Genomic DNA, 22,873 nt, shown 5'->3' with positions numbered 1-22,873 from the left:
CAACACCAGGCTTCGCTCAGGCCCCTACACCTCAGGAGAACCCATGTTTGACCATGTCAAATTCGGCGTCAGCGACTATGCGGCGAGCAAGGCCTTCTTCCTCAAGGCACTTGAGCCACTCGGCGTGGCGGTTGTCTCAGAGGGGCCGCCGGCCTATGGCGTTGAGCTGAGCTCAAAGGCCAAGGCTTCTTTGTGCCTGTTCCAGACCGAGGAGAAACCGGCGCATCTTCACCTCGCGTTTATCGCCAGCAATCGCCGGCAGGTCGAGGATTTCTATCGCGCGGCGCTGGAGGCAGGCGGTAAGGACAATGGCGCACCCGGCCTGCGCCCCCACTACCACGCGAACTACTATGCGGCTTTTGTCATTGACCCTGACGGGCACAACATCGAGGTGGTTTGCCACGAGCCCGATATCTGAGCCTTTCATTGAAATTAGCGTGGCAGCGCCTACCTTGCCCAGCCCGAGGGGTTCACTCCAAATCCGGGTCAGACTTCAGCAATTCAACATACTAAAAAGTAGTTAATCTTTCTACTTCATTCGCAGCGCCGCTTCCGCCTGCGCTGCAAGCTCAGGAGAGCATGATTGAAGCGTAGCTAAAGCTATCCGCAAGCTTACGGGAATTAGCTCCATCAGCACTTGTTGATTTACGAGGCTTTTGCGGCACCATATCTCCGCCAATGACTCACCGCACGAGTCCGCAAGATCATCATCTGAGTTCTCATCACACGCAATACGTGCCAGTGCTTGCTCAACAATCTCGTCATCAAACGCCGCCAAATCCATAGCAGCATCATGTCGATCGCCAAATTCCGCTTCTGGATCAAGCAAAACCTGTATCAGACCGCTTGGTTGTTTATTCATTTTCCGCATCCACAAGCCGCTTGGGTTACGCCACCGGCCACCGCACCCGAAGCAGCAGCTGCAAGTGGGATAACTGGCTCCAGAGGAATATGTGAGAGCGCGCCCTTAGGGCCCACTTCATTAGTAAAGGGGTTCCAAAATTTTCCAGCATCTATGCGATACGAGAACCTGGGGACCTTGCTTCCAGCTTGCAACTCAGCACTCTTGCCTGCTTCGTGCTTGATGTCTAGCTTTTCCAATGTGTTTTTTCCATTCTTCCAAGTTTCCGTGTAACCCTTTTGTCCAACATTTTCAAGCCCCCTAGAGTTTGCGATACTTCGCAACTTTGCAATCCGATAGAGTTTATTTAGTTTACTAACAACGCCAGCACCGACCGCGCCTAGCGCGGCATCTTGCAATGCATCCCGCACGCCGTAGCATTCATCATCGGAAAGTTTTGCAATTGCGTAGCCTGTGATGACGCCCGTCACGGCGCCAATTGCGAAATTAGCAAACTCACCGGTTTCATCCGTATTGCTCAGAGGATCCCCTTCCACATAAGCAAATGAATTGATTCCGCCCTCAAGCCCAATCGGATCAGACTGCATGTAGCGGCCAATCCGCGGGTGGTACTCCCGATTCCAGTTCTGGAACAGGCCGCTCTCAGCATCAAACACCTGGCCAGGCAGGCGCTGGTTAAAGTTGAAAACTCCCAAGCTAGTCGGGTTCTGGTCCGGCGCTGTAGCTCCAAAGGCTTCAGCCGAATCCCAGCGCCAGGCAATCGCTTCATCGCTCTGGCGGGTAATGATCCGCGGGGCACCAAGCTGGTCCGTGGAAACGTTGTACAGGTTGATTGCGATGTTGCTGGCGCCGGCTGTGCCCGTCTGCTTGATCACCCCTACCGGGCCACTCAAGTAAATGGTCTCGTAAACCGGAATTCCGCTGGCATCGTATTCACCCAGCAGCTTGCCTTCTTCGTCATAGACGTAGTAGCTAGCCCCTGTCGGCACCAGCGCCGTCGGCCCAGTCTTGCCAACCCGCATCTCCAACGCGTTATAGCTATAAGTGACGGTACCACCGGCATTCGCCATCGTGGCCATGCGTCCCCGGTCGCTATAGGTATAAGTATTAGTCCCGTCACTCGTGATATTGCCGGCCGCATCGTGCACGACAGTGGCCGTGCCCCCCACGTCCTGCGTCTGGGTCAGCTTGTTGCTGGTGGCGGAAATGGTGTTGGGGTAGTTCATTCCGCTAATGACCTTGGCAGTCCGGTTGCCCGTGGCGTCATAGCTGTACTGGATCGCCGTAGCGCCCAGGGTGGCACTGATCAGGCGGTTCAGGTTGTCATACCCAAAGCTTTGGTCCAGCGCGGGAACAGGGCTTCCATTGCTGACGTGGGTATAACCCGTAATGCGCCCCGCGGCGTCACGAAGAACGGTGCGGCGGATACCGGTTGCTGTCGGGTCACCCAGGTTGTAAGCACTGATCTGCCCATTGGCGTCATAGCTGATGGCCTGCGTTTTGGTGCTGGCCCAGGTCCAGCCGGTCATCTTGCCTTCTGCATTGGTGGTGATGGCATTCAGCAGCGGAAGAGTGGATCCGGTGTTGGTGCCCACACCGTTGCTGTTCGGCGGGTTGACCGTGATGCCCGAAACCACACCTTGCGCGTCATAGCTGTAGTTAACCCGGGTTCCACTCGGATAGGTGATCCCGGTCAGCTTGTCCAAGGCACTTCCGCTGTCACCCCAGGTATAGCCAACGGTAAACGTCCTTGCCCCCGTGACCTGGGTCTTGCCGGTCTTGCGACCCATGCTGTCGTAGCTGTAAGTCACCTGGCCGCTGGCATCGGTGATTTTGGTAAGTTCGCCTACCGTCGCTGGTGTCGGGGTGGCTCCGCCGTCGTATTCAAAGGTCGTTCCCGTGCCCGTGGCATAGCTGATGGTTTTAAGACGGTCCAGGTTGTCGTAGGTGTACTGGGTCAACTTGCTGCGGGCATCGGTTTTGCTCAGCACATTGCCTTTGGCGTCATAGGTGTGCTGGCTGGCGCCGGTGTCCGGGCTGGTCTGGGCTGTGACATCACCGAGGCCGTTGGGGCTGTAGGTCGTGGCCAGGTTGCGCGGGTCGGTGACCTGGGTCAGGCCGTCGGCGGCGTTGTAGGCAAAGCCGGTGGTGGTCGGGGTGGCGCTGCCGATATTGGCCGGCTGCTGGGTCTGGATGGGGCGGCCCAGGCTGTCGTAGTAGGTGTAGCTGGCCAGGCCGTTGGGGTCCAGCACCGTGGTAGGCCTGCCCATGGCGTCGTAGCCGTACTGCCAGGTCAGGGTGCCGGTGTTGATGGCGACCACGACCGCCACTGAAGTCGAAGGGTCGTTGTTGGTGTCGCCCGCGTACTCGGCGCTCAGGGTATGGCTGCCCAGGGTCAGGGAATTGGTGGCGAGTGTTGCCACACCACCGCTCAAGGCGCTGCTGCCCACCGTGGTGCCGCCATCCTTGAAGGTGACACTACCCGTCGGGCTGGCACCTGTGACCGTTGCAGTCAGCGTGATACTCTGGCCTGCCGGCGCGGTGCCGGCGCTGCTGCTCAAGCTGGTTGTGGTCGGTGTCGCGGCCCAGGCAGGTGCCATGGCCGCCAGCAAGGCGAGGCCGGCCAACCATGCAGTGAAGGTTTTATCGATGCGCTTTGTTTGTTGTGTTTTCAATTGCTCGCTCCCGTAACTTGCTGGACGCGGTTCAAGGCGTCATAGACGCGGGTGATATTTCTTTGCAGGTTGTTGGACGAGTCCTTGACCTGCTCGCCGATCTTGTTGCCCACGTTGTCCAGGGTGTAGGTGACGGTGTTGCCTTTGGCGTCGGTCACACCGGTCAGGCGGTGGGCCGCGTCGTAGCTATAGCCCAGGGTTGTGCCGTCGGGCAGGGTCGCACCCGTCAGTTGGCCGGCGTTGTCATAGGTGTACGTGGTCGTTCTGGCCGTACCGCCTGGCGGGGTGGCTGCCACACTGTTTATCCAGCCTCTTGGCGTGTAAGTAATATTGGTTACGACTCCCTTGGGATCGGTCATCTGGCGCACGCGCCCTGCCCTGTCATACAGCGTGAACTGGGTCACGTGGCCCGCCGGATTGGTGATGGTCTGCAGGTCGCCCGCACTGTGGCCCACTTCGTTGGGGTCGACGACGACGGAAGCGACGTTGGGGAAGGCCTTCGTGGGCGGCGTGAAACTGGCTGTGTAACGGGCCACGCCCTTGGTGACACGAACATCGTCCAAATAGCCATCGAACTCGCGATCGCCTGATGCATAGCCCCCGCCAATGCGGAGCGCAGTGGCTGAATCCGCCTTGAGCCAAGTTGCACGCGTGGCCTGCAGCACACCGTTAACGAAGAGTCTTGCATTGGTACCGTCGTCCGCCAGCGCCACATGGCTCCAGGTGCCGATCTGCAAGGCCGTCGTGCTCGTAAAACCGGTGGTGAACAGCCAGTTCGTGTTGTCCAACGAACCAAGAACGTTGATGAGTCCGGTAGATGACGCGATATCAATCCGGACCGGCGCGAGTCCGGTCTGAAGGATTTGTCCGAACAACCAAGTATTGATGGCCTTGAAGCTTGACGGCCGTACCCAGAACTCTACGGTGTAAGCCCCGGGGAAATGAAACTCCGGGCTGTCGGCCAGCGTGAGCGAGGTATTGGACGCATCAATGCCGTCAAAGAACAGCGAAGAGCCGCCGAATTTGCTCTGCGCGGTCCCTATGCTCGCACCGCCCACCACCGTCACGGTTTTGGGATTCGGGCTGCTGTCGGCAATAGTGGCCGACCCATTGGCACCATCGCCATGTAGAAGAAGACTCACTGAAGCAAAAGACGGATCTGAACTGGCGTTGGGATCAGAAAAGCCCGCTGATGTGCTGTAGTAAACATAGGTGGTCACACGGTTCATCGGATCGGTGCTGGAGAGCACCCGGCCCATGGCGTCATAGCTAAAGCTGGAGATGCGCGCAGCCACGCTGGTATCGATGGCGGCGGCAAGGCCTAGCGCACCATCGGCATCCGCGGTCGCTTGCACGACGTGCTTGCACACCAAGGGCATAGCTTGGCCACTGGGCAAAGCAGCCGCGGTGGTGCAGTTGGCGACTACGTTGCCATTAAACGGATCGGGCTGGCCGTGGTACACCGTGGTGGTGCGCAGCAAAGGCTCGCTCACCTTGACGGGCAGTTGCCAGTTCGCATGCCAGTTCGTTTCAATCTTTCTGCTTCCGGTGGGCAGGGTTGACCCGCCGGGAAGGACGCTGCCGCAAGCCACGGTATTTGCCAGTCCCTCGACCCGCACGATCTCCCGATTGCTTGCGTCATAAGCAAAGCAACTGCGCTGGCCGCTGAAGTCGTCCTGGCTGGCCAGGTTGCCGTTGGCGTCGTAGCTCAGGGCGTTGCTGGATGCCGCGCAGCCCGAGCCAGCAGGCTGGCTCATGCCGCCCAGGGCAGGCATGCCCTGCACAGTGGAGGAAGTGACGCTGCTGGTCTGCCCGTTCGGCAAAGTTAGCACCACGCCCGAGGGCGCCACCCAGTCATGCACGCGGGTAGTGATCTGGGTGACCGGGTCATAGGTCTGCGTCATCGCGGTTTGGGGCGGCGTGCCGTAGCTGGCCGTGTATTTGTTCACCCCGGCGCCGATCTCGGTGGAGATGGCACGGCCCTGGTTGTCATAAGCAAAGGTCGCATAACGGGCGTTGTTCTCGTCCATCACGCCGGTCAGCGCCCAGGTCAAACTGGTGTTCTCGTAGAGCAACCGGCGCGTCTTGCCGTCCTGCCAGTTCAGTGAAACCAGGTTGCCGCCCGTGTAGGCGGCGGTGATGTTGCGGCCCGTGGTGTCGACAATCCTTGACAGCAACCCGTCGGTGGCTGCCGCGCCACCGGCCGGAAGGGTGTATTCAAATTTAATGCTGCGCAAGGTGTTGTCCGTCACCTCCAGCAGATAGCCGGCAGCGGGAGCGCCTGGGCCAGCGGCCAGGCTGTAGCGAAAGCTCCAGGTGTTTCCGGCTGCATCAGCCATCGAGACTAGCTGGCCGGCGGCGTTGTACTCTTCAAAGGTCCGTGCGGCCACCTGGGTGTAGCGGTAACCGCCCGGGATGACCTGCAGTTTGTCGCTGACGTCGGCCGTGGCGTCAAACACATTGGTCTGGGGGTTGAAGTTGAAGTTTACCACCCGGCCGTTCCCGCGGAACAACTGGGCGCCAAAGCCGCCGGTACCGAGCTTGATGTTGCGATGCAGGCTGCTTTCCCATAAACCGCCCAGCGCGGGCACGCTGCCCAAAGTCATCGGTGTGAGGCCGGCTGACGCCGCGGTAAACACCTTGCGGTTGTCGTAAGTCAGAACGAGAGGCTGGCCGCCCAGCGACACGCCTGTCTGCACGGTATAGGTTTCCGCTCCCACCAAGGGCGAAATAGGTTTACCCACCTTGAGGTCGGCACTGCACACAAGAGGAGGCTTGGAGGTGTTCAGAACGTTCACCACCGTGCCGCCTACGCCGCCTGGGGTGCAGTCCTTTTTTGCGGCATTTTCCAGATAGCCGGTTTTGCAGGTGCAGGTGGAGCCGGACACTGTTGCCGTGACAGGGTCGGGACACCTATAGACAGGGGCCGACGGAGCGACGGCTGTTTGTGTGCCAGCCCCGCGATGATTGATCATAATGAAGACACCTTGAGCGTCATAGCCGTCATCAAGACAGTCATCACCAACAAGACGCGGGTTACGCTGTGTATACCCCTGAACAAACGGCGAATGTGAATTACTGATGGTAAACATAGCGGCAGCGGCCACACAGGCAGCTAGCCTCGTAGGGTGTTCGCCCGTCGTCAACGGCGTATTGTCATAAGCGACGTAGGTGTACCTGTAGGTAAAGCATGGCGCAACAGTGCAGACGTTGGGGTCAGATGTGGCGGGAAATGATGCCTGAGCGCTTACGCCCATCAATAGGGTGAGCGCGGCCACGGCGCGTGACACGATCAGGAGAATCAGTATGTGCGGTTTCATGCTTGCCTTTTCTTTTTTGATACTTCGCACGAGAGAAATTGGACGGACAGTCTTGCTGTCACCAACAGAGAGCAGCGGCTGACGACCGGCCATATCACACAGCCGCAAACACCCCACCCGCACCGCACCCGGCGCAAGCCATTGAAAAAATCCCACGGAATCCCTCGCTGATTTTTTGTTGTCGCGCGCCACCCGCGCAAATGAGCCCGAAGTCTAGTGACCGGCATCGCACCTGTCATCCTCCATCTGCAGTAAAAAATCCTAAGTGTGCGTATAGACAACGAAATTCTTCGCCGCTAGATTTCGCTCTTATCAATTTCACGTGCTTCTGGTAAATGTCGACCGGCACAAGATCGCGCGGAAAGTAATCCGAATGGCGTACACATCTAGCGCCGTAGAGCTCTTGACGCTTCACCTCGGTTGGCGGCAACCCGACCCGGATTGGAGAGACGGACGGAGAGGGGCAAGCGAAGGTGCAGCAAAACCTGACCGCCCGTAAACGACCAGGTGTCTCGCGGCAGCTTTACTGCAACGCCCCCGCCACCACATTGATGCTGAGCGCCAGGATCAGCATATTGAAGCCAAAGGACAGCACGCTGTGCACCAGCGTGAGCCGGCGCATCTCGCGCGAGGTGACCTGCACGTCGGAGACCTGCGAGGTCATGCCAACCACGTGGGCGTAGTACAGGAAGTCGAAGTAATCCGGGTCCAGCCCGCCGGGGAACTGCAGGCCGGGGCCGTCGGGCTCCTTGAGCTTTTCTTCCTGGTAATAGCGGTGCGCATAACGAAACGCGTAAATCGTTTGCATGAACAGCCAGGAGGCGGCCAGCGCCGCGACGGAGAGCACGATCTGGAAAGTGCGCTCCATGCCCGAGAGGTTTTTGGCCTGCTGCATCACGAGCGTGATGGCCGCGACGCAGGCCATGGTGGCCAGCAGCATCAGCAAGAACAGCACGACGCTGGGCTCGTCCTGCGCCTGTGCGCGTTCGCGTGTGCGTTGGGCGTCAAAGCGCACGCACAGCCACCAGGCCAGGCCCAGGTAAACGCTGACGCCGGCGCACCAGCCCAGCAGGCCGCAGAACTGCCAGCCCAGGGGCAGCGGCAATGCCGCCACGATCAATCCGGTCACCAGGCCCAGGGTGAGCCGCTGCGGGCCCGTGGTTTCGGAGAAATGTTTGCGCATGGCTGCATTGTGGGGCCGGCAGCCCTCCGGCTTCAAGCCCGCGGCGTCAAGCCGGGCAGTCTGCCCCCATGGTGCGTCGGTACCACTCGTGGAAATGCCGCATGCCGTCTTCCAGCGGCGACTGGTAGGGCCCGGTGTCCGAGACGCCGCGCGCCAGCAGCGCGCGCCGGCCCGCGTCCATGCGCTCGCCGATCTCATCGTCTTCCCTGGCGGTTTCCATGTAGGCGGCGCGATGCGCTTCCATGAATTCCGGCTCGAAGGCGGCGATCTCTTCGGGGTAATAAAACTCGACCACGTTGACCGTCTCCTGCGGCCCTTTGGGGTAGAGCGTGGACAGCACCAGCACATGCGGGTAGAGCTCGATCATGTGGGTGGGAAAGTAGGTGACCCAGACCGCGCCGAAATCGGGCGGCGTGCCGGTGCGGTATTGCAGCAGGCGCTCATGCCATGTGCTGTAGATGTCGGAGCCGGGCGTGCTCAAGGACTCGTGCACGCCGACGCGCTGCATGCTGTACCAGTCGGCAAAGTCCCAGCTCAGCTGGTCGCAACTCACAAAGCTGCCCAGGCCTGGGTGGAAGGGCGCGACGTGGTAGTCCTCCAGGTAGACCTCGATAAAAGTCTTCCAGTTGTAGTGGCAGGGGTGCACCTCGACGTGGGCCAGCACATAGTCCGAAAAATCGAATTCCGGCCTTTCAAACAGCGGCGCCATGTCCCGCGCCGGGTCGCGCGGGCCTTCGAACAGCAGGCCGTGGCAGTTGCGCAGGGGAAAGCGCTGCAGGTTTTTGCAGGGTTTTTGCTCGAACTGCGGCGCGCCCAGCAGCTCGCCGCTGCTGTTGTAAGTCCAGCGGTGCAAGGGGCAGACAATGTGCCCGCCGGCCGCCGCAAGATTGCCCTTGGGGTTGGCCGGCCCGCTGACGTTGCCGGTCTCGCCGCCCAGGATCAGCGCCTGGCGGTGCCGGCAGACGTTGGACAGCAGTTCCACGCCCTGCGGGTTGCGCACCAGCACGCGACCGCCGTCTTCCTGCGCGAGCCGGTGCCAGTCGCCGACCTGGGGCACGGCTTTTTCATGGCCTATGTAGCGGGCGGCCTTGTTGAAGATCAAGGCCTGTTCTTGCGCGAACAGGGCTTCGTCGAAGTAAGCGCTGACGGGCAGCTGCGGAGCCGCCGGCATGAGATGCACCAGGCGTGCGATATCGTTCATGGAATTCTCCAGGGCGTGGCAACGCGCGCCGGCCTTCAAAGGCAGGCCGCATCGCAAAATCAATGGCCCGGACTACAAAGGATCGGCCTGCAATCGGGCGATACGCTTGTCGAGCGGGAGCTTGGGACAGGTGCTGCATTTCTCGCCGTCATGGCGGCGAAAGTAATGGCAGCAGACCTTGCGGTCCAGCGCCAGCGCGGGCGTCCCGTCACGTGCGCGGTAGGCAAACATGCCGCAGCCCCCGCTGATGCCCAGCTGCGCCAGCCACGCCTCTCCCAGCGCGGCGACCTTGGCGTCCTCAAAAAGACCGGGGCTGCTGCGATGCACCAGCAGCAGAGCGCCCAGCACACACTCGGCCTGCAGCCGGTCGGCGGCGCGGCCATGCAGGGCCACCAGCGGCATGAGGGCCGTGCGCGTGGCATCACACAAGCTGCGCAACTCCCCGGCCGCCAGCCGCATGCGCGAAGCCAGCGACTCGGCTTTCATGGGCGCATGCGCCGGCAATTGGAAACCGCTGGGGAATCCGTCCACCACGGGCTGCGTGAGGCCGGCAAGTTGAGGTACATGGCTGTCAAGGTGGGCGGCGATCACACCGAGGTAAACCGGCTGCCAGATTGCCAGCCCCCAGCAACGCAGCGCCACATAGTGGGCGCCGGCTTCGGGGTAGGCCTGCGCCCAGTGATGGCACAGCGCCTCCAAGGGTTCTGCTGCCACGGCCGAGCCGTCATAGCGCAGCGCGCCGGGCGCCGCCGCCCCGCCCTGTTCGCCGCGCAGCGCGGGTGCCAAGCTCGCCGCCAGTTGCAACACGCGGGCAAGGTCGGCATCGGGCGCGTTGGCCCATGCCGGCATCGGTGCAGCCTCGTGCACCGAGTCCCCTGGCCGCATGTCAAAACTCATGCGACGCTTTCCACCGCGGCTTCCGCCACAGGCCGGGCCAAGGCGCGGCGGCGCATGCCGGCAATCGGATTCACCAGATTGCCGGCGATCTTGAGGCTGGACGCGGGATCGGCCAGGTTGACCATCTGCACGTTGTTGCCCAGCTGCAGGCGGTTCAGGCAGGAATGCAGGAACTCGGGCACAAACATGTCGTAGTGCGCGAATTTGGCGGCCATCTCGGGATGGGCCTCCTCGTAGTCGCAGACACAGTCGGCCACCGCGCGCCAGAAGTCGTCTTCGCTGCAACAGGCGTTTTCGACGAGAACCTGGTTGATGTGGCGCAGCACGCCGTCAAACACGTCGATGAAAATGCCGAGCAGCTTGAAGTGATCGGGCACGTCGACCGCCAGGCGGTCCACGCGCTCGGGCAGCAGCGCCTTGGCTTCGATGTTGAGGATGGCGCACTCCTCGGCGATGTCTTTCATGATGGCGCGCACCGGCACATGCTTGTCGAGCACCAGGATCAGGTTCTCGCCATGCGGCATAAAGGTGAGGTCGTGTTTGTAGAAGCAGTGCAGCAGCGGCGTGAGGTAGGCCTTCAGGTAGCTCTTGAGCCAGGCTTGGGTAGCGAGGCCGGAGCGGCGTATCAGCTCGGGCAGCAGCGCATGGCCGTCCTTGTCGACGTGCAGCAGCGCGGCCATGGTCATCAGGCGCTCGCCGGGCTTGAGCAGCGGCAGCGGGCTTTCGCGCCACAGCGCCGAGAACATTTTTTTGTACGGCGTGTCCACCGGTATCGCAGCCTCGTAGTAATGGTTGCGAAAGCCTATGGACGCGACTTCGCGCAGGATGGTGAAGCCGTTGGCGCGCAGGAAGGCATCGCCATCCACCAGCTTCTTGATGAATTCGTTGATGGCCGGTGTGCCCGACATGTAATACGGCGACAGGCCGCGCATAAAGCCCATGTTCAGGATGGACAGCGAGGTCTTGACGTAACGCTTGCTGCGGTCGCTGGTGTTGAAGAAAGTGCGTATGGACTGCTGGGCGATGTAGCTGTCGCGGCCGTAGGCCAGGCAGATGATCTTGCGCTGGGCCACATAGCCGGCGAAGGCGATGGACAGCTTGTTGAACCACTGCCAGGGATGGGCCGGCATGAAGTGGTAGTCGGCCGGGTCGACACCCAGCGCGGCGACCTCGCGGGTAAAGCCGTCCACGGTCTCCTGCCCGAGTTCCTCGGCCAGCAGCTGTTCATAGCTGAGCGTGGAGATGCTGGAGAAAGCCGCATGGTCCTTGTGCACGGCCAGCCAGATCACGCGGATCTGCGAGCCGGCCTCGGGCGCGTAGGCCTGGTAGTCGGCCGCGGTGAAACCCAGGCGGCCATTGTTGGCGACAAAACCCGGGTGGCCTTCGGTCATGGCGACTTCAATCGTCTGGAAGTCGGTGGCGTCGGCCAGCTGGGCGCTGCTGGGGGCATCGGCCTTCGTGCGCTTGTAGGCGCTGCCGAACAAGGTGCTGCTGATCTCGTCGAGGTAAATCGGCAGCAGCTCATCGCGTATGCCCAGCCGCTGGCGGCATTCGATGATGAACTGCAGCGCGTCCAGCGGCTGCTCGGCGCCCTTGAGGTATTTGTGGATGGAGTCGGGCTTGATAAACCAGTGGCGCAGCGCCAGGCGCCTGGCCTCGAACTGGTAGCAGGCGGCGCCGTCGTCCGAGAACAACTGGTAGAGCGCGAAGCCGCCTTCACGCGGGCGCAACTGCTCGGGTTCGACGATGAGCTCGTGGGCGTATTCGGCGATGGCCTTGCGCAGCAGCAGGCGGTTGGCCTGGGCCCAGGCCTCGGGCGTCAGGTGGGCGGCGAATCCGGCCGGGTCGTGCGCGGTCTGATGGGCGATGGTGACGTTCATGAATGGACTTCCTCTAGGGTGGCGGCCGTAGCCTGTTCAAAATCCCGCCGTGTGCAGAAGGCGAGGCTGGCGATCTTCTCGGGGAAGACCACATCGCGGTCGTAGGCAAAGCCCGCCGACCGGTTCAAGGCATGGACCTTGTGATTGCTGGCATCGGGCTCGACGACGATGCGCCGTGCGCCCAGGTGCGCGAACATAAAGCGCATCAGCGCATGGAACACGCTGCGCGAATAGCCGGCGATGCGCCGTTCGGGCGGCGCGATAAAGATGTGCATGCCCAGGTCGCCGGGGCGTACCTCGTAAAAGGCCCGGATGCGGTCCTGCGCGGGGTCGTAGCATTCGGCCAGGAAAGCCGGCCGGCCTCCCTCCCAGCCTATGTAGGGCGTAGCCGTTCCGGAATCCAGCATGCGCTGGTAGGCCTCGCGGACCTCCGCCTCGCTCTTGTCCTGCATCAGCCAGAAGGCAGCGCGCTCCTGGATGAACCAGCGGTGCAGCGTGGGGATGTCCTGCGGTATGCGCAGCGGGCGGAACACAAAACCGGCTTCGTCGCGGTAAGGCCGGATCTCGGCGTCGGCGCGGCGGTGCAGCGTATCAATCATGTCAATTGGCATGGACAGGCTCCTTCAGGGGGTTGGCATTGCCGCCTTCGGCCAGGTGCCCGGCGCTGGGCACTTTAAGGATCAGACGGTCCAGCAGCGCGGTGAGCACAAAGCCGCCGGCCGCCAGCAGAAAGGGCAGATGCAGGCCGTAGCGATTGACGATGGCGCCCGCCGCGAAGGAGGACAGCAGCACGCCCATGTTCTGGAAGAAGTTGGTGATGCTGTAGTCCTGGGCATAACGCTGGGGCGTGGACAGGCGGAACAGGTTGACTTCCAGCTTGACGATGATCTGGAAAAAGGCCCAGCCATAGAGCACACGCCCCAGCACCACCAGCAGCGGATCGGGCGCGGCGTGCAGCAGCAGGCCGGCGGCGCCCAGCAGCAGGTTGCCCAGCGTGTGGTCGGGCAGTTCGCCGCCGCGCGCGCGCAGCCAGGCATGCAGGCGCAGCGCGGCGATGGCCACCACACCGGGGATGGCAAAGGCCATGCCGGACAGCAGCTCGCTGTCGTTGCCGGTGATCTTCTGCCAGTAGAGCGCAAAGAAGGGGCGTATCAGGTAGGCGCTGAAGTCGAACATCAGCATCACCAGCGCCAGCTTCAGGATGGGCAGGCGGGCCAGCAGGCCGACGCGGCGCGCTTCGGTGGCCTCGGCCAGCGCCTGGGCACCGCTGTTGACGCGGATGATCTTGCCGCTGCGTATCAGGTAGAAGCAGACCGCCATCTGGAAGTAGTCGCCGGCCGCCATGGCAAAAATGCTGGCGCGCGGCCCCCAGGTCTGCAGCACAAAGCCGCCCACCACCGCCCCGAAGATGGCGCCGAAATGCACCACCACCGAGAGAATGCCTATGGTGGCCGCGTGCTCTTCCTTGGGGGTCAGCCGCATCATGTAGGGGTACATCAGCAAATAGCTGCTTTTGCACATGAACATCAGCATGGACAGCACCCAGTAGATCTCCACGGTGGGCGCCCAGTCGCTCAGCAGGCTGAAGGTGCCGGCGGCGAACTGTGTGTAAACCAACAGGTGCAGCGGCTCGACGCGGCGCGCCACGCGCGCCCAGAAGGGTAGCGTGCACATCACGGCGATGGAAATCGCCGCCACGTAAGCGCCTACATGCACGGGGCTGTCTATGCCGTAACGCGCGCTGAAGAACTGCGGGTAAAACGGAATCAGGATGGCGTCGCTGATGACGGCCAGCACCGTCATGGTGATGATGTGGAATCTGAGCTTCATGCTGTACGCCTCAAGCCTCAGAGCAGGACAAAGTCCGCGGTGGACGGGATGCTGAAATCCTGGATCGCAACGCGCCGCTCTATCTTGTAGTGCTCGACGCCGGTCAGTTCGCGCAGGATGTAGGAGTTGCGGTAGCAGCTCATCCCCAGGTCCTGGTTGGTCATGCCGTGGGTGTGCTGGCCGGCGTTCTGCACAAAAATCTCGCTGCCGTTGAAATCGGCGGCATAGTTGCGCGCCAGCCGGTAGCGCCCCTGCTCGTCCCAGCGCAGCCGATGGCGTATGCCGTCGACAAAGGGCGGGATGTTCTCACGGTAGCCGGTGGCGAAGACCAGGCCTTCGCTGCGGTGCGCATAACGCGCCTCGCAGTCGAGCTGGCGGAATTCGATCTCGTAGCAGCCTTCGGCCGTGTCGTAGCGGCAGCCCTGCAATTCGCAGTTGGTGATCAGGTGGGTGCGCAGCGGACCCTGCTTGCGCCTGTCGTCCAGGAGGTCGTAGATCTGGTTGATCAGGCTGGCATTGACGCCCTTGTACAGGCTGTCCTGCGCGCGGATGACGCGCTCCTTCTTGCGGTCGTCGAGGTTGTAGAAATAGTCGATGTAGTCCGGCGAGAACATCTCCAGCGTGAGCTTGGTGGTTTCCATCTGGAAGAAGCGCGAGGAGCGGGTGATCCAGGTCAGGCTGTAATCGTGCGCCTCGGCTTCTTTCAGCAAGTCGTGGTAGACCTCGGCCGCGCTCTGGCCGCTGCCGACGATGGTGATGGAGCTTTTTGTCTGCAGTTCGGCCTTGCGGCTGATGTAGTCGGCGGTGTGCAGGTAGCGGTGGCCGTCCGGCGCGCAGCACTGGGGGAACATGGGCTTGGAGCCCACGCCCAGCACCAGCTTGCGGCAGCGCATGATGAAGGGCTCGCGCTGCGGCCCCTGCACGCCGGTGACCACATAACAGCCGGCCTCGGCGTCGTGCACGATCTCCTGCACCTCGTGCTCAAAGCGCGCCTTGCCCAGCCGCGCCGCGGCCCAGCGGCAGTAGGCGTTGTACTCGGCGCGCGTCAGGTAAAAACTTTCGCGGAAGTAGTAGGAGTAAATCTTCCCCTCTTCCTTGCAGTAGTTGAGGAAGCTGAAGTGGCTCGTCGGGTCCGCCAGGCTGACCAGGTCGGCCAGGAAGGGGTTTTGCAGCGTGGTGTTGTCGATCAGCATCCCGGGATGCCAGTTGAACTCCGCGTTGCGTTCCAGGAAAACTGCGTTCAGGCCGGCGATGGGCTCGGCCAGGCAGGCCAGGCTCAGGTTAAAAGGCCCCAGCCCTATCGCAACAAAGTCATAGATATTCTTGTTCATGGCACTCAACTCCCTGATGGACTGGCACGCCGGGGCGGCGCGCCACGTTGGTCGAAAAGAATTCCCGCGGCCGGTTGCTGCACCGGCCGCTTTTCCTAACAGTGCTTTACCACTGCCCTACCACTGGTAGGTCACGGTCGCGGTGGCGCTGCGCGCGTCGCCCCAGTAGCAGTACTGCTGGCTCAGGCAGGAGGCCACATAGCTCTTGTCGAAAAGGTTGTTCACGGCAAGGCGCAGGTTGGCACCCTTGAACGAAGGGTTCAGCTGGGCCAGGTCGACGCGCAGCATCAGGTCCACCAGGGTGTAGGGCGGTACCTTCATGCTGTTGGCGTTGTCAACCCAGCTGGAGCCCACGTAACGCACACCCCCACCCGCGGTGTAGCCCGGCGCGAAGTTCCAGTCGCCCCAGAGCGCGGCCATGTGGCGCGGCGCCTGGTAGGGCGTGTTGCCGGTAAAGCCGTCCGAGGACTCGGTGAACTTCATGTCGGTGTAGCTGTAGCTCGCGATCATCGACACGCTGCGGCTCAGCTGCGAGCGGGCTTCCAGCTCCAGGCCGCGCGAGCGCACCTTGCCGGTGGGCTCGAAGTAGCTGGCGCCCACCGGTCGCGTGGCGACATTTTTTTGCGACAGCTCGTAGACCGCCGCCGACAGCAGGGTATTGGAGTCCTTGGGCTGGTAGCGGATGCCGACCTCGAGTTGCTTGGTCTCGGCGGGCGCCAGGTTGTTGCCCTGCCGGTCGTTGCGCAAGCTGGGGTTGAAGCCGTCGGAATAACCCACATAGGGCGCGACGCCGTTGTCGAACAGGTAGACGACGCCCGCCCGCTTGGTGAACTTGGAGCCGCTCCACTGGGCCGGGTTGCCGGTGCCGTACTGGTTGGAGGCCTTGGCCCAGTCCATGCGGCCGCCCAGGGTAAAGCGCCAGCGGTCCAGCTCGGTCTGGTTTTGCAGGTAAAGGCCGGTCTGTTCGAGCTTGCGGTCTATCGGGTCGCTGGTCACGCCGGCCAGGCCCGGGGCGCCGTAGCTCGGGGTGAAGACATTGATGGGCAGCGCGCTGCCCGATTCCCAGTTGCCGCTGACGCGGCGCTTCTGGTAGTCCAGCCCAGCCAGCACGGTGTGCTTGAGCGCGCCCGTCTGGTAATGGCCTTCGAGCTGGTTGTCGATGGTGTTGCCGCGGGTTGATTCGTTGGCGCCCGAGTAATAGCGCGTCAGCTCATTGGCGCCGGCCCAGCCGTAGCCGTAGATCTGGCGCAGCGTGGTGTCGGCCCGCACGTGGCGGAAGTTCTGGCGGAACTTCCAGCTGTCGTTAAAGGCATGTTCAAACTGGTAGCCAAGGAAGCTCTGCTTGCGCTGGTATTTTTCGACGCTGGGGTCGCCGTCAAAGAAATAGCGCGAGATCAGCTGGCCGTTGTGGCCCGCATTGAGGCTGGCGTCGGCGGGAACGCCGCTGTGGTAGCTGCCATTGGGGTCGTCCTGCAGGTAGGCCTGCAGCAGCAGGCGTGTGTCGGTGGAGGGGTTGATCGCCAGGGACGCGGCCAGCGCCTGGCGCTCTTCCTTGACGGTGTTGAACTGCGAATCGAGTGAGCGCGACAGCGCCGTCAGGCGAAAAGCCATCACGCCGTCCTTGTCGATGGGGCCGGAGAGGTCTACGGCGGCTTCGCGGCGGTTGCGGTTGCCCAGGGTGAGCTGCACTTCGCGGTAGGGCTGGTACTGCGGCGTCATGCTGGTCAGCGCCACCAGGCCGCCCGGCGAGGCGCGGCCGTAAAGCACCGAGGCCGGGCCGCGCACCACGTCGATGCGCTCGAGGAAATAGGGGTCAACCTGCATGGAGGTGTAGCTGCCCTGGTCGCTCAGCATGCGCAGGCCGTCGAGCAGGGTGCTGTCCACACTGCTGTCCTTGAAGCCGCGCAGGGCCACGTAGTCGTAGCGGTTGGAGGAACCCACCAGGCCGGTGAAAACGCCGGGCGAGTAGTTCAGCGCCTCGGGAACGCTGCGCGGCTTCTGGTCTTCGAGCTGCTGTTTGGTGATCACCGAGATGGACTGCGGCGTCTCGAGGATGGGCGTGTCGGTCTTGGAGCCCGCGGCGCTGCGTTTGGCGACATAACCATTGCCGCCGCTGGTCGCCGTTTCCTGCTCGGCGCCGGCCGTCACGGTCACCACGCGCAAGGTCTGCGCGCCGGGCGCCACCGCTGCGGCTGAAGCCGGCTTCACGACAAACACGTTGCCGTCTATGGCCGCCGCCAGGCCGCTGCCGGCCAGCAGGCGGTCCAGCGCCTCTTGCGGCGTCAGCCGGCCGGAGACAGCGGGCGCCGTCTTGCCGGCGACCAGCGCGGGCTGCACCATGAGTTCCAGCCCGGCCTGCCGCGCCAGGGTGTTGAGCGCCTGGGCCAGGGGCTGCGCCGCCATGCTGATCTGCAGGGGCGTGGCCGTGCCTTGAGAGCCTTGGGAATAAACCACCGTGCTGCCCAGGGCCAAAGCCAGGGCCAAAGGGGGCAGGTGGAAGCGGGAACGAGGCATGCGTGCAAATCTCCGAAGAAGGGGTAAATAAGAATCCTTCTCAAGTAGACGCATGGGCTTTGGGAAACCCTAGGTCGTGCGCAATTTTTTTTGCGGCGCGAAATTAGCCAGGATTAGCCGGGATCAATGACCGGTGGAAACGATCTCGGCTTCGTCGCCCTGCTCGCGCAACCGGACCGGCAAAACCTGCGGCAGGATGCGGGCGAAGTTGCCCGGCCGGCGCGGGTCGAAGGTGCCGGTCACGCGCAGCGCGGCGACGGCCGGGTCCCCCACGCTCAGGTGCGCCGGGCCGTAACGCTCGAACTCGGCCAGGGCCTGGGCCAGCGGCGTGTCGTCAAAACTCACGCGGCTTTCACGCCAGGGCGCGATGCCCGCGGCGGAAACGGCGGAGACTGCACCCAGCAGCCCCGCCATGTCGCTGGCGATCTGCTGGCCGGCGACAAGTTCGACGGCCGCCTCGTTCACGCTGGAACGCCCGGCTTGCGCCACGCGCACCCGCCCTTCTTCCACGGCGACCTGCACGCCCGCCCGGCCCGGCACGCCCGGCGTGTAGCGCACCGAAAAGCGCGTGCCGACCACCGTGATGCGCAAAGGGCCGGCCAGCACGTCGAAGGGACGCCCCGCATCGCCCGCGACCTGGAACATGGCCTGGCCCTGCGGCAGGCGGACCTCGCGGCGCCCGCGGTAAATCGCCACCTCGGCGGTGCTCAGCGTGTCCAGCCGCAGGCGGCTGCCCTCGGGCAAGGTCACTTCGAGCTGCTGGCCGCGCGCGGTGGCGAAACTCTGCGTGTACAACGCTTGCTGCTGCCAGAGGTTCCAGGCCAGGTAGCCGCCGCAGGACACCATGAGCGCCACGGCGGCCAGCGCGGCTTGCGGTGTCCAGCCGGCGAGTTCACGCCACCAGGTGCGCCGACGCGGTGCCGCATGGGCGGCGGCTGCCTTGTCGTCGGCGAGGTTCCGCCTCAGTGTGCGGAGGCCCTCCTCAGGCAATGCGTCGAGCGCGCGCCAGTCGTCCTGGTGGCGCGCGAAGGCCGCGCGGTGGACGCTGTCCTCCGCAAACCAGGCCTGGAAGCCGGCCTCGTCCTCCGCATCGAATGGCCCGCCGGAACGCCGGACGAACCAGTCCAGCGCCGCCTCGTCGGTTTCTGTGGACGGTGCGGCTGGCGGTTGGGCTGGCGGCGGGGTATTCATGGCGTGCTTATCGGCTCCTGGATGTAGACGCACGAGCCCGCCAAAACCCTAGGCCTGGGAAACAGGAATGTTGGCAAAGGCTCATTCGCGGGCGGGTTTTCTTCTTCTCAGTTCCGGTAGCGGGGCCGCGGCGGGCGTTCCATCCAGCGCATCGCGGCAGCGCCTGCAGGCGTCCAGGGCCAGCTTGATGTGCTGCTCGACCATTTTTCGCGATATGCCCATCAGCTCGGCCACTTCAGAATGCGGCAGGCCGTCGAACTTGTGCAGGATAAAAGCCTCGCGGCAGCGCAGAGGCAAAGCGTCTATGGTGGCCAGCAGGGCGTCCACGCCCTGCGCCGAAGAAGCGGCCGCGTCGGGCTCGCAGGCCTGCGGCGCCGCGAGATTGTCGAGCTCGGCCGCAGAGGCCTCGGCATCCGGCTGCAGCGCCTCGCCGCGCACCTCGCTGCGGCGGTACTGGTCGACCTGCAGGTTGCGCACCGTGCGGTAGAGCAGCGCGCGCGGCTCGGGCACGGCCTGGCCCGAATGCTGCACCGCCAGCACGCGCGCGTAACTCTCCTGCACGATATCGGCCGCGGCATCGCGGTTGCGCAACGTGCGGGAACAGAAGTTCAGCAGTTCTTGGTAATAGCGCTCAAGCACAGGTCGGTCAATGCCATGGGGAAAGACGAACCCCTCCAAGCGGCAGACGAGATGTGGCGGTGGCTGACCAGGCGCGCGCGTCGTAGATGGGAATTATTCTCATTATGACCGAATCGCGCCGCGGGCTCCACGCTGGGGGAGCACCGTTACCTTTGATACCAGCCGGGCATGCGGACATGCACAAGGCGACAGCCAAAGAAAAAGGGCCTGCAAGAAATCTTGCAGGCCCTTTTCGGATCTGGCGGAGTGGACGGGACTCGAACCCGCGACCCCCGGCGTGACAGGCCGGTATTCTAACCAACTGAACTACCACTCCTGGTAGTGACAACATTCGCTCTTTCGAGCCAAGTCGCCTGCCCTTGCGGGACGGCGGTTGTCAACTTGCGCCTTGGGCATCACGCGGGAGGCGTGATGAATGCTGGCGACCCCACGGGGATTCGAACCCCGGTACTCACCGTGAAAGGGTGATGTCCTAGGCCTCTAGACGATGGGGTCAAAACCTTGGAACTTCCGGAACGGGCCCTGCTGTGACACAAGGACCGTACAAACTCTCAAATTCTTCGCGACAAACTTTGGTGGAGGTAAGCGGGATCGAACCGCTGACCTCTTGCATGCCATGCAAGCGCTCTCCCAGCTGAGCTATACCCCCTTCAAGCCAATTGCAAGTTGCCCTGCAATTGTGTCGAGCCTTGAATTATAGCCCGAAAATTCGGGCTTTTTCAAATCTTCAAACAAGCTTGAGCCGGGACACCACATCTTCGCGTTTCATGAGCTCCAGAATCGCGTCCAGCGAAGGGGTTTGCGGCGTGCCCAGCACCAGCACGCGCACCGGCATGGCGAGCTGCGGCATCTTCAGGCCCGTGTCGGCCAGCACCTGCTTGATGGCCGCGGAAATCGCGGCCTTGCTCCACTCGGCGCTGCCCAGGGCGTCGGCGAGTTTGGCCAGTGCGGGGCGCACAGCCTCGGTCACATGCGTGGCCAGGTCTTCGGCGCCGGGCTGGCCGCCGGTGACCAGGCGCTGCAGCCAGCCAGCCAGTTCCACCAGCGTGCTGCAGCGGTCCTTGAACAGGCCGCAGCCGCGCGCGATCCAGGCCGCGTCCTGGCCCGTGACGCCCTGCGCCGCGAGAAAGGGAACGACCGCCTCGGCGAGCTTGTCATCAGGCATGGCCTTGAGGTGCTGGGCATTGACCCAGCGCAGCTTGGCTTCGTCGAACTGCGCGGCGCTCTTGCCCAGGTGGTCCAGGTTGAACCAGGCAATGAACTGCTCGCGGCTGAAGATTTCATCGTCGCCGTGGCTCCAGCCCAGGCGGGCCAGGTAGTTGACCATGGCGTCGGGCAGGTAGCCTTCGGCGGCGTACTGCGTGACCGGCTTGGCGCCGTTGCGCTTGCTGAGTTTTTCGCCCTGCTCGTTGAGCACGGTCGGCAAATGGGCGTAGACCGGCGGCTCCTTGCCCAGGGCCCTGAAGATGTTGATCTGGCGCGGCGTGTTGTTGACGTGGTCGTCGCCGCGTATCACATGGGTCATGCCCATGTCGATGTCGTCGACCACCACGCAGAAGTTGTAGGTCGGCGTGCCGTCGGGGCGCGCGATGACCAGGTCGTCGAGTTCGTCGTTGCTGATCTCGATGCGGCCCTTGACCTTGTCGTCCCAGACCACGCTGCCGCCCTGCGGGTTCATGAAGCGCAGCACCGGCTGCACGCCTTCGGGCACGGGCGGCAGGGTCTTGCCGGGCGCGGGACGCCAGGTGCCGTCGTAGCGCGGTTTTTCCTTGGCGGCCATCTGCTTTTCGCGCAGGGCGTCGAGTTCGGCCACGCTCATGTAGCAGGGGTAGACCAGGCCGTCCGCGCGCATCTGCGCGAGCACGGCCTTGTAGCGGTCCATGCGCTGCATCTGGAAGAAGGGGCCCTCGTCGTGGTTCAGGCCCAGCCAGCGCATGCCTTCGATGATCACGTCGACGGCCTGCTGGCTGGAGCGCTCCACGTCGGTGTCTTCGATGCGCAGGATGAAGTCGCCGCCGGTGGCGCGGGCAAAGGCCCACGGGTACAGCGCGGAGCGGATGTTGCCGAGGTGGATGAAGCCGGTCGGTGAAGGGGCGAAGCGGGTGCGGGTCTTTTGCGTCATGGGAGCTGTCATGCGATGCGGTCCAGGCCGCGGGAAAGGTCGGCCTTGATGTCGTCCACGTGGTCCAGCCCGACGGCCACGCGCAGCAGGCCCTGGCCTATGCCGGCGGCCTGGCGCTGCTCTTCGCTGAGGCGCCCGTGCGAGGTGGTGGCCGAGTGGCTGATGATGGTCTTGGTGTCGCCCAGGTTGGTGGCGATGCTGAGCACCTGCGTGCTGTTGATGACCTGGAAGGCGTTGGCGCGCGCCGCTTCGGGCGTGTCGCCGCGCACATCGAAGGACAGCACCGCGCCGCCCAGCCCCGATTGCTGGCGCATGGCCAGCGCGTGCTGCGGGTGCGAGGCCAGGCCCGGGTAATAGACGCGCTTGACGGCGGGCTGGGTTTCCAGCCACTGCGCGACGGCCAGCGCGTTGGCGCTCTGGGCCTGCATGCGTATGCCCAGCGTCTCCAGCCCCTTGAGCACGACCCAGGCGTTAAAGGGCGCCAGCGTCATGCCGGCGGTGCGCACAATCGGGCCGAACACGTCGACGATGAGCTTGGACGGGCCGCACAGGGCGCCCGCCATCACGCGGCCCTGGCCGTCCAGGTACTTGGTGCCGGAATGCATGATCAGGTCGGCGCCGAATTCAACAGGGCGTTGCAGGGCGGGCGAGCAAAAGCAGTTGTCGACCGCAAGCAAAGCGCCCACGCTGTGCGCCAGGTCGGCCAGCGCGCGGATGTCGCACACTTCAGTCAGCGGATTCGTCGGCGTTTCGGCGAACAGCAGCTTGGTGCCGGGGCGCAGGGCGGCCTTCCACTCGCTGAGGTCGGTCTGCGAGACAAAGGTGGTTTCCACGCCGAACTTGCCGAACTCACGGCCTATCAGGGCGATGGTCGAGCCGAACATGGAGCGCGAGCAGATCACGTGGTCGCCGGCCTTGAGCAGGCCCATGCACATCATGAGGATGGCGCCCATGCCGGTGGAGGCGCCTATGGCCGCTTCCGTGCCTTCGAGCGCGGCGAGGCGGCGCTCAAAACTCGTGACCGTGGGGTTGGAGGTGCGGCCGTAGGTATAGCCTTCGGTCGGGTCGGCAAAACGCCGCGCCGAGGTCTCGGCATCGGGCTGCACAAAGCCGCTGGTCAGGTACAGCGCCTCGGAGTTTTCGCCGTGCTGGCTGGGCTCCAGCGCCACGCGCACGGCCAGCGTGTCGCGGTGCAGGTTGTCGGGCAGTTTTCTTTTGCTGGTCATGC

General features: G+C 63.3%; 16 protein-coding genes and 3 tRNA genes. 1 reads left to right on the top strand and 18 read right to left on the bottom strand.

What is annotated here, in order from left to right; translation table 11 throughout:
- Positions 1–43 precede the first annotated feature (43 nt).
- A complete protein-coding gene (locus ACEN9P_RS17620) occupies positions 44–418 on the top strand; it encodes a VOC family protein (RefSeq protein WP_495619990.1) in 375 nt (124 codons plus the stop codon).
- Between the two features lie 111 nt (positions 419–529).
- Here the strand turns inward: ACEN9P_RS17620 and ACEN9P_RS17615 are convergent, their stop codons facing one another.
- From ACEN9P_RS17615 to ACEN9P_RS17530, 18 genes are all read right to left on the bottom strand, one after another.
- Positions 530–862 carry a hypothetical protein gene (locus ACEN9P_RS17615; RefSeq protein ID WP_495619989.1) on the bottom strand — a complete coding sequence of 111 codons (333 nt, stop codon included), beginning with the start codon at positions 860–862 and terminating at the stop codon, positions 530–532.
- The gene (locus ACEN9P_RS17610) at positions 859–3,537 is read right to left on the bottom strand and encodes an Ig-like domain repeat protein (RefSeq protein WP_495619988.1); all 2,679 of its coding nucleotides are present in this window, start codon (positions 3,535–3,537) and stop codon (positions 859–861) included. Before ACEN9P_RS17610 ends, ACEN9P_RS17615 begins: the two co-directional genes overlap by 4 nt.
- Positions 3,534–6,857 carry a LamG-like jellyroll fold domain-containing protein gene (locus ACEN9P_RS17605; RefSeq protein ID WP_495619987.1) on the bottom strand — a complete coding sequence of 1,108 codons (3,324 nt, stop codon included), beginning with the start codon at positions 6,855–6,857 and terminating at the stop codon, positions 3,534–3,536. Before ACEN9P_RS17605 ends, ACEN9P_RS17610 begins: the two co-directional genes overlap by 4 nt.
- 523 nt (positions 6,858–7,380) lie before the next feature.
- On the bottom strand, positions 7,381–8,040 hold the full coding sequence (locus ACEN9P_RS17600) for a DUF1345 domain-containing protein (RefSeq protein ID WP_477660630.1): 660 nt from the start codon (positions 8,038–8,040) through the stop codon (positions 7,381–7,383).
- A 46-nt stretch (positions 8,041–8,086) separates the two neighbouring features.
- Positions 8,087–9,241, bottom strand: coding sequence for an aromatic ring-hydroxylating oxygenase subunit alpha (locus tag ACEN9P_RS17595; protein WP_495619986.1), 1,155 nt, complete (start codon positions 9,239–9,241; stop codon positions 8,087–8,089).
- A 72-nt stretch (positions 9,242–9,313) separates the two neighbouring features.
- Complete coding sequence (locus ACEN9P_RS17590) at positions 9,314–10,138, bottom strand: siderophore ferric iron reductase (RefSeq protein WP_495619985.1); 825 nt, start codon at positions 10,136–10,138, stop codon at positions 9,314–9,316.
- Positions 10,135–12,018, bottom strand: coding sequence for an IucA/IucC family protein (locus ACEN9P_RS17585; protein ID WP_495619984.1), 1,884 nt, complete (start codon positions 12,016–12,018; stop codon positions 10,135–10,137). Before ACEN9P_RS17585 ends, ACEN9P_RS17590 begins: the two co-directional genes overlap by 4 nt.
- Complete coding sequence (locus ACEN9P_RS17580) at positions 12,015–12,629, bottom strand: GNAT family N-acetyltransferase (protein ID WP_495619983.1); 615 nt, start codon at positions 12,627–12,629, stop codon at positions 12,015–12,017. The genes ACEN9P_RS17585 and ACEN9P_RS17580 overlap by 4 nt, the downstream gene beginning before the upstream one ends.
- Positions 12,619–13,848 (bottom strand): MFS transporter, encoded by a 1,230-nt coding sequence (locus ACEN9P_RS17575; RefSeq protein ID WP_495619982.1) that lies wholly within the window; start codon positions 13,846–13,848, stop codon positions 12,619–12,621. The genes ACEN9P_RS17580 and ACEN9P_RS17575 overlap by 11 nt, the downstream gene beginning before the upstream one ends.
- Positions 13,849–13,865: 17 nt before the next feature.
- Entirely contained in the window at positions 13,866–15,179 is a 1,314-nt protein-coding gene (locus ACEN9P_RS17570; RefSeq protein WP_495619981.1) for a lysine N(6)-hydroxylase/L-ornithine N(5)-oxygenase family protein, read from the bottom strand.
- A gap of 117 nt (positions 15,180–15,296) precedes the next feature.
- A complete protein-coding gene (locus ACEN9P_RS17565; protein WP_495619980.1) occupies positions 15,297–17,693 on the bottom strand; it encodes a TonB-dependent siderophore receptor in 2,397 nt (798 codons plus the stop codon).
- Positions 17,694–17,816: 123 nt separating this feature from the next.
- Positions 17,817–18,884 (bottom strand): FecR family protein, encoded by a 1,068-nt coding sequence (locus tag ACEN9P_RS17560; protein ID WP_495619979.1) that lies wholly within the window; start codon positions 18,882–18,884, stop codon positions 17,817–17,819.
- A gap of 81 nt (positions 18,885–18,965) precedes the next feature.
- Positions 18,966–19,523, bottom strand: a complete 558-nt coding sequence (locus tag ACEN9P_RS17555; protein ID WP_495619978.1) for a sigma-70 family RNA polymerase sigma factor — start codon at positions 19,521–19,523, stop codon at positions 18,966–18,968.
- Between the two features lie 239 nt (positions 19,524–19,762).
- Positions 19,763–19,839, bottom strand: a tRNA-Asp gene (locus tag ACEN9P_RS17550).
- A gap of 103 nt (positions 19,840–19,942) precedes the next feature.
- A tRNA-Glu gene (locus ACEN9P_RS17545) sits at positions 19,943–20,018 on the bottom strand.
- 78 nt (positions 20,019–20,096) lie between these two features.
- Positions 20,097–20,172: transfer RNA gene (locus ACEN9P_RS17540), tRNA-Ala, on the bottom strand.
- A 78-nt stretch (positions 20,173–20,250) separates the two neighbouring features.
- A complete protein-coding gene (gltX, locus tag ACEN9P_RS17535) occupies positions 20,251–21,645 on the bottom strand; it encodes a glutamate--tRNA ligase (protein ID WP_477660620.1) in 1,395 nt (464 codons plus the stop codon).
- An 8-nt stretch (positions 21,646–21,653) separates the two neighbouring features.
- Complete coding sequence (locus tag ACEN9P_RS17530) at positions 21,654–22,871, bottom strand: O-succinylhomoserine sulfhydrylase (RefSeq protein WP_477660619.1); 1,218 nt, start codon at positions 22,869–22,871, stop codon at positions 21,654–21,656.
- Between the last annotated feature and the right edge of the window lie 2 nt (positions 22,872–22,873).

It is taken from the genome of Polaromonas sp. Polasp52 (assembly GCF_059491565.1).
The sequence above is the reverse complement of the archived record's forward strand: the minus strand, read 5'-3'. Positions and strand labels throughout refer to the sequence as shown.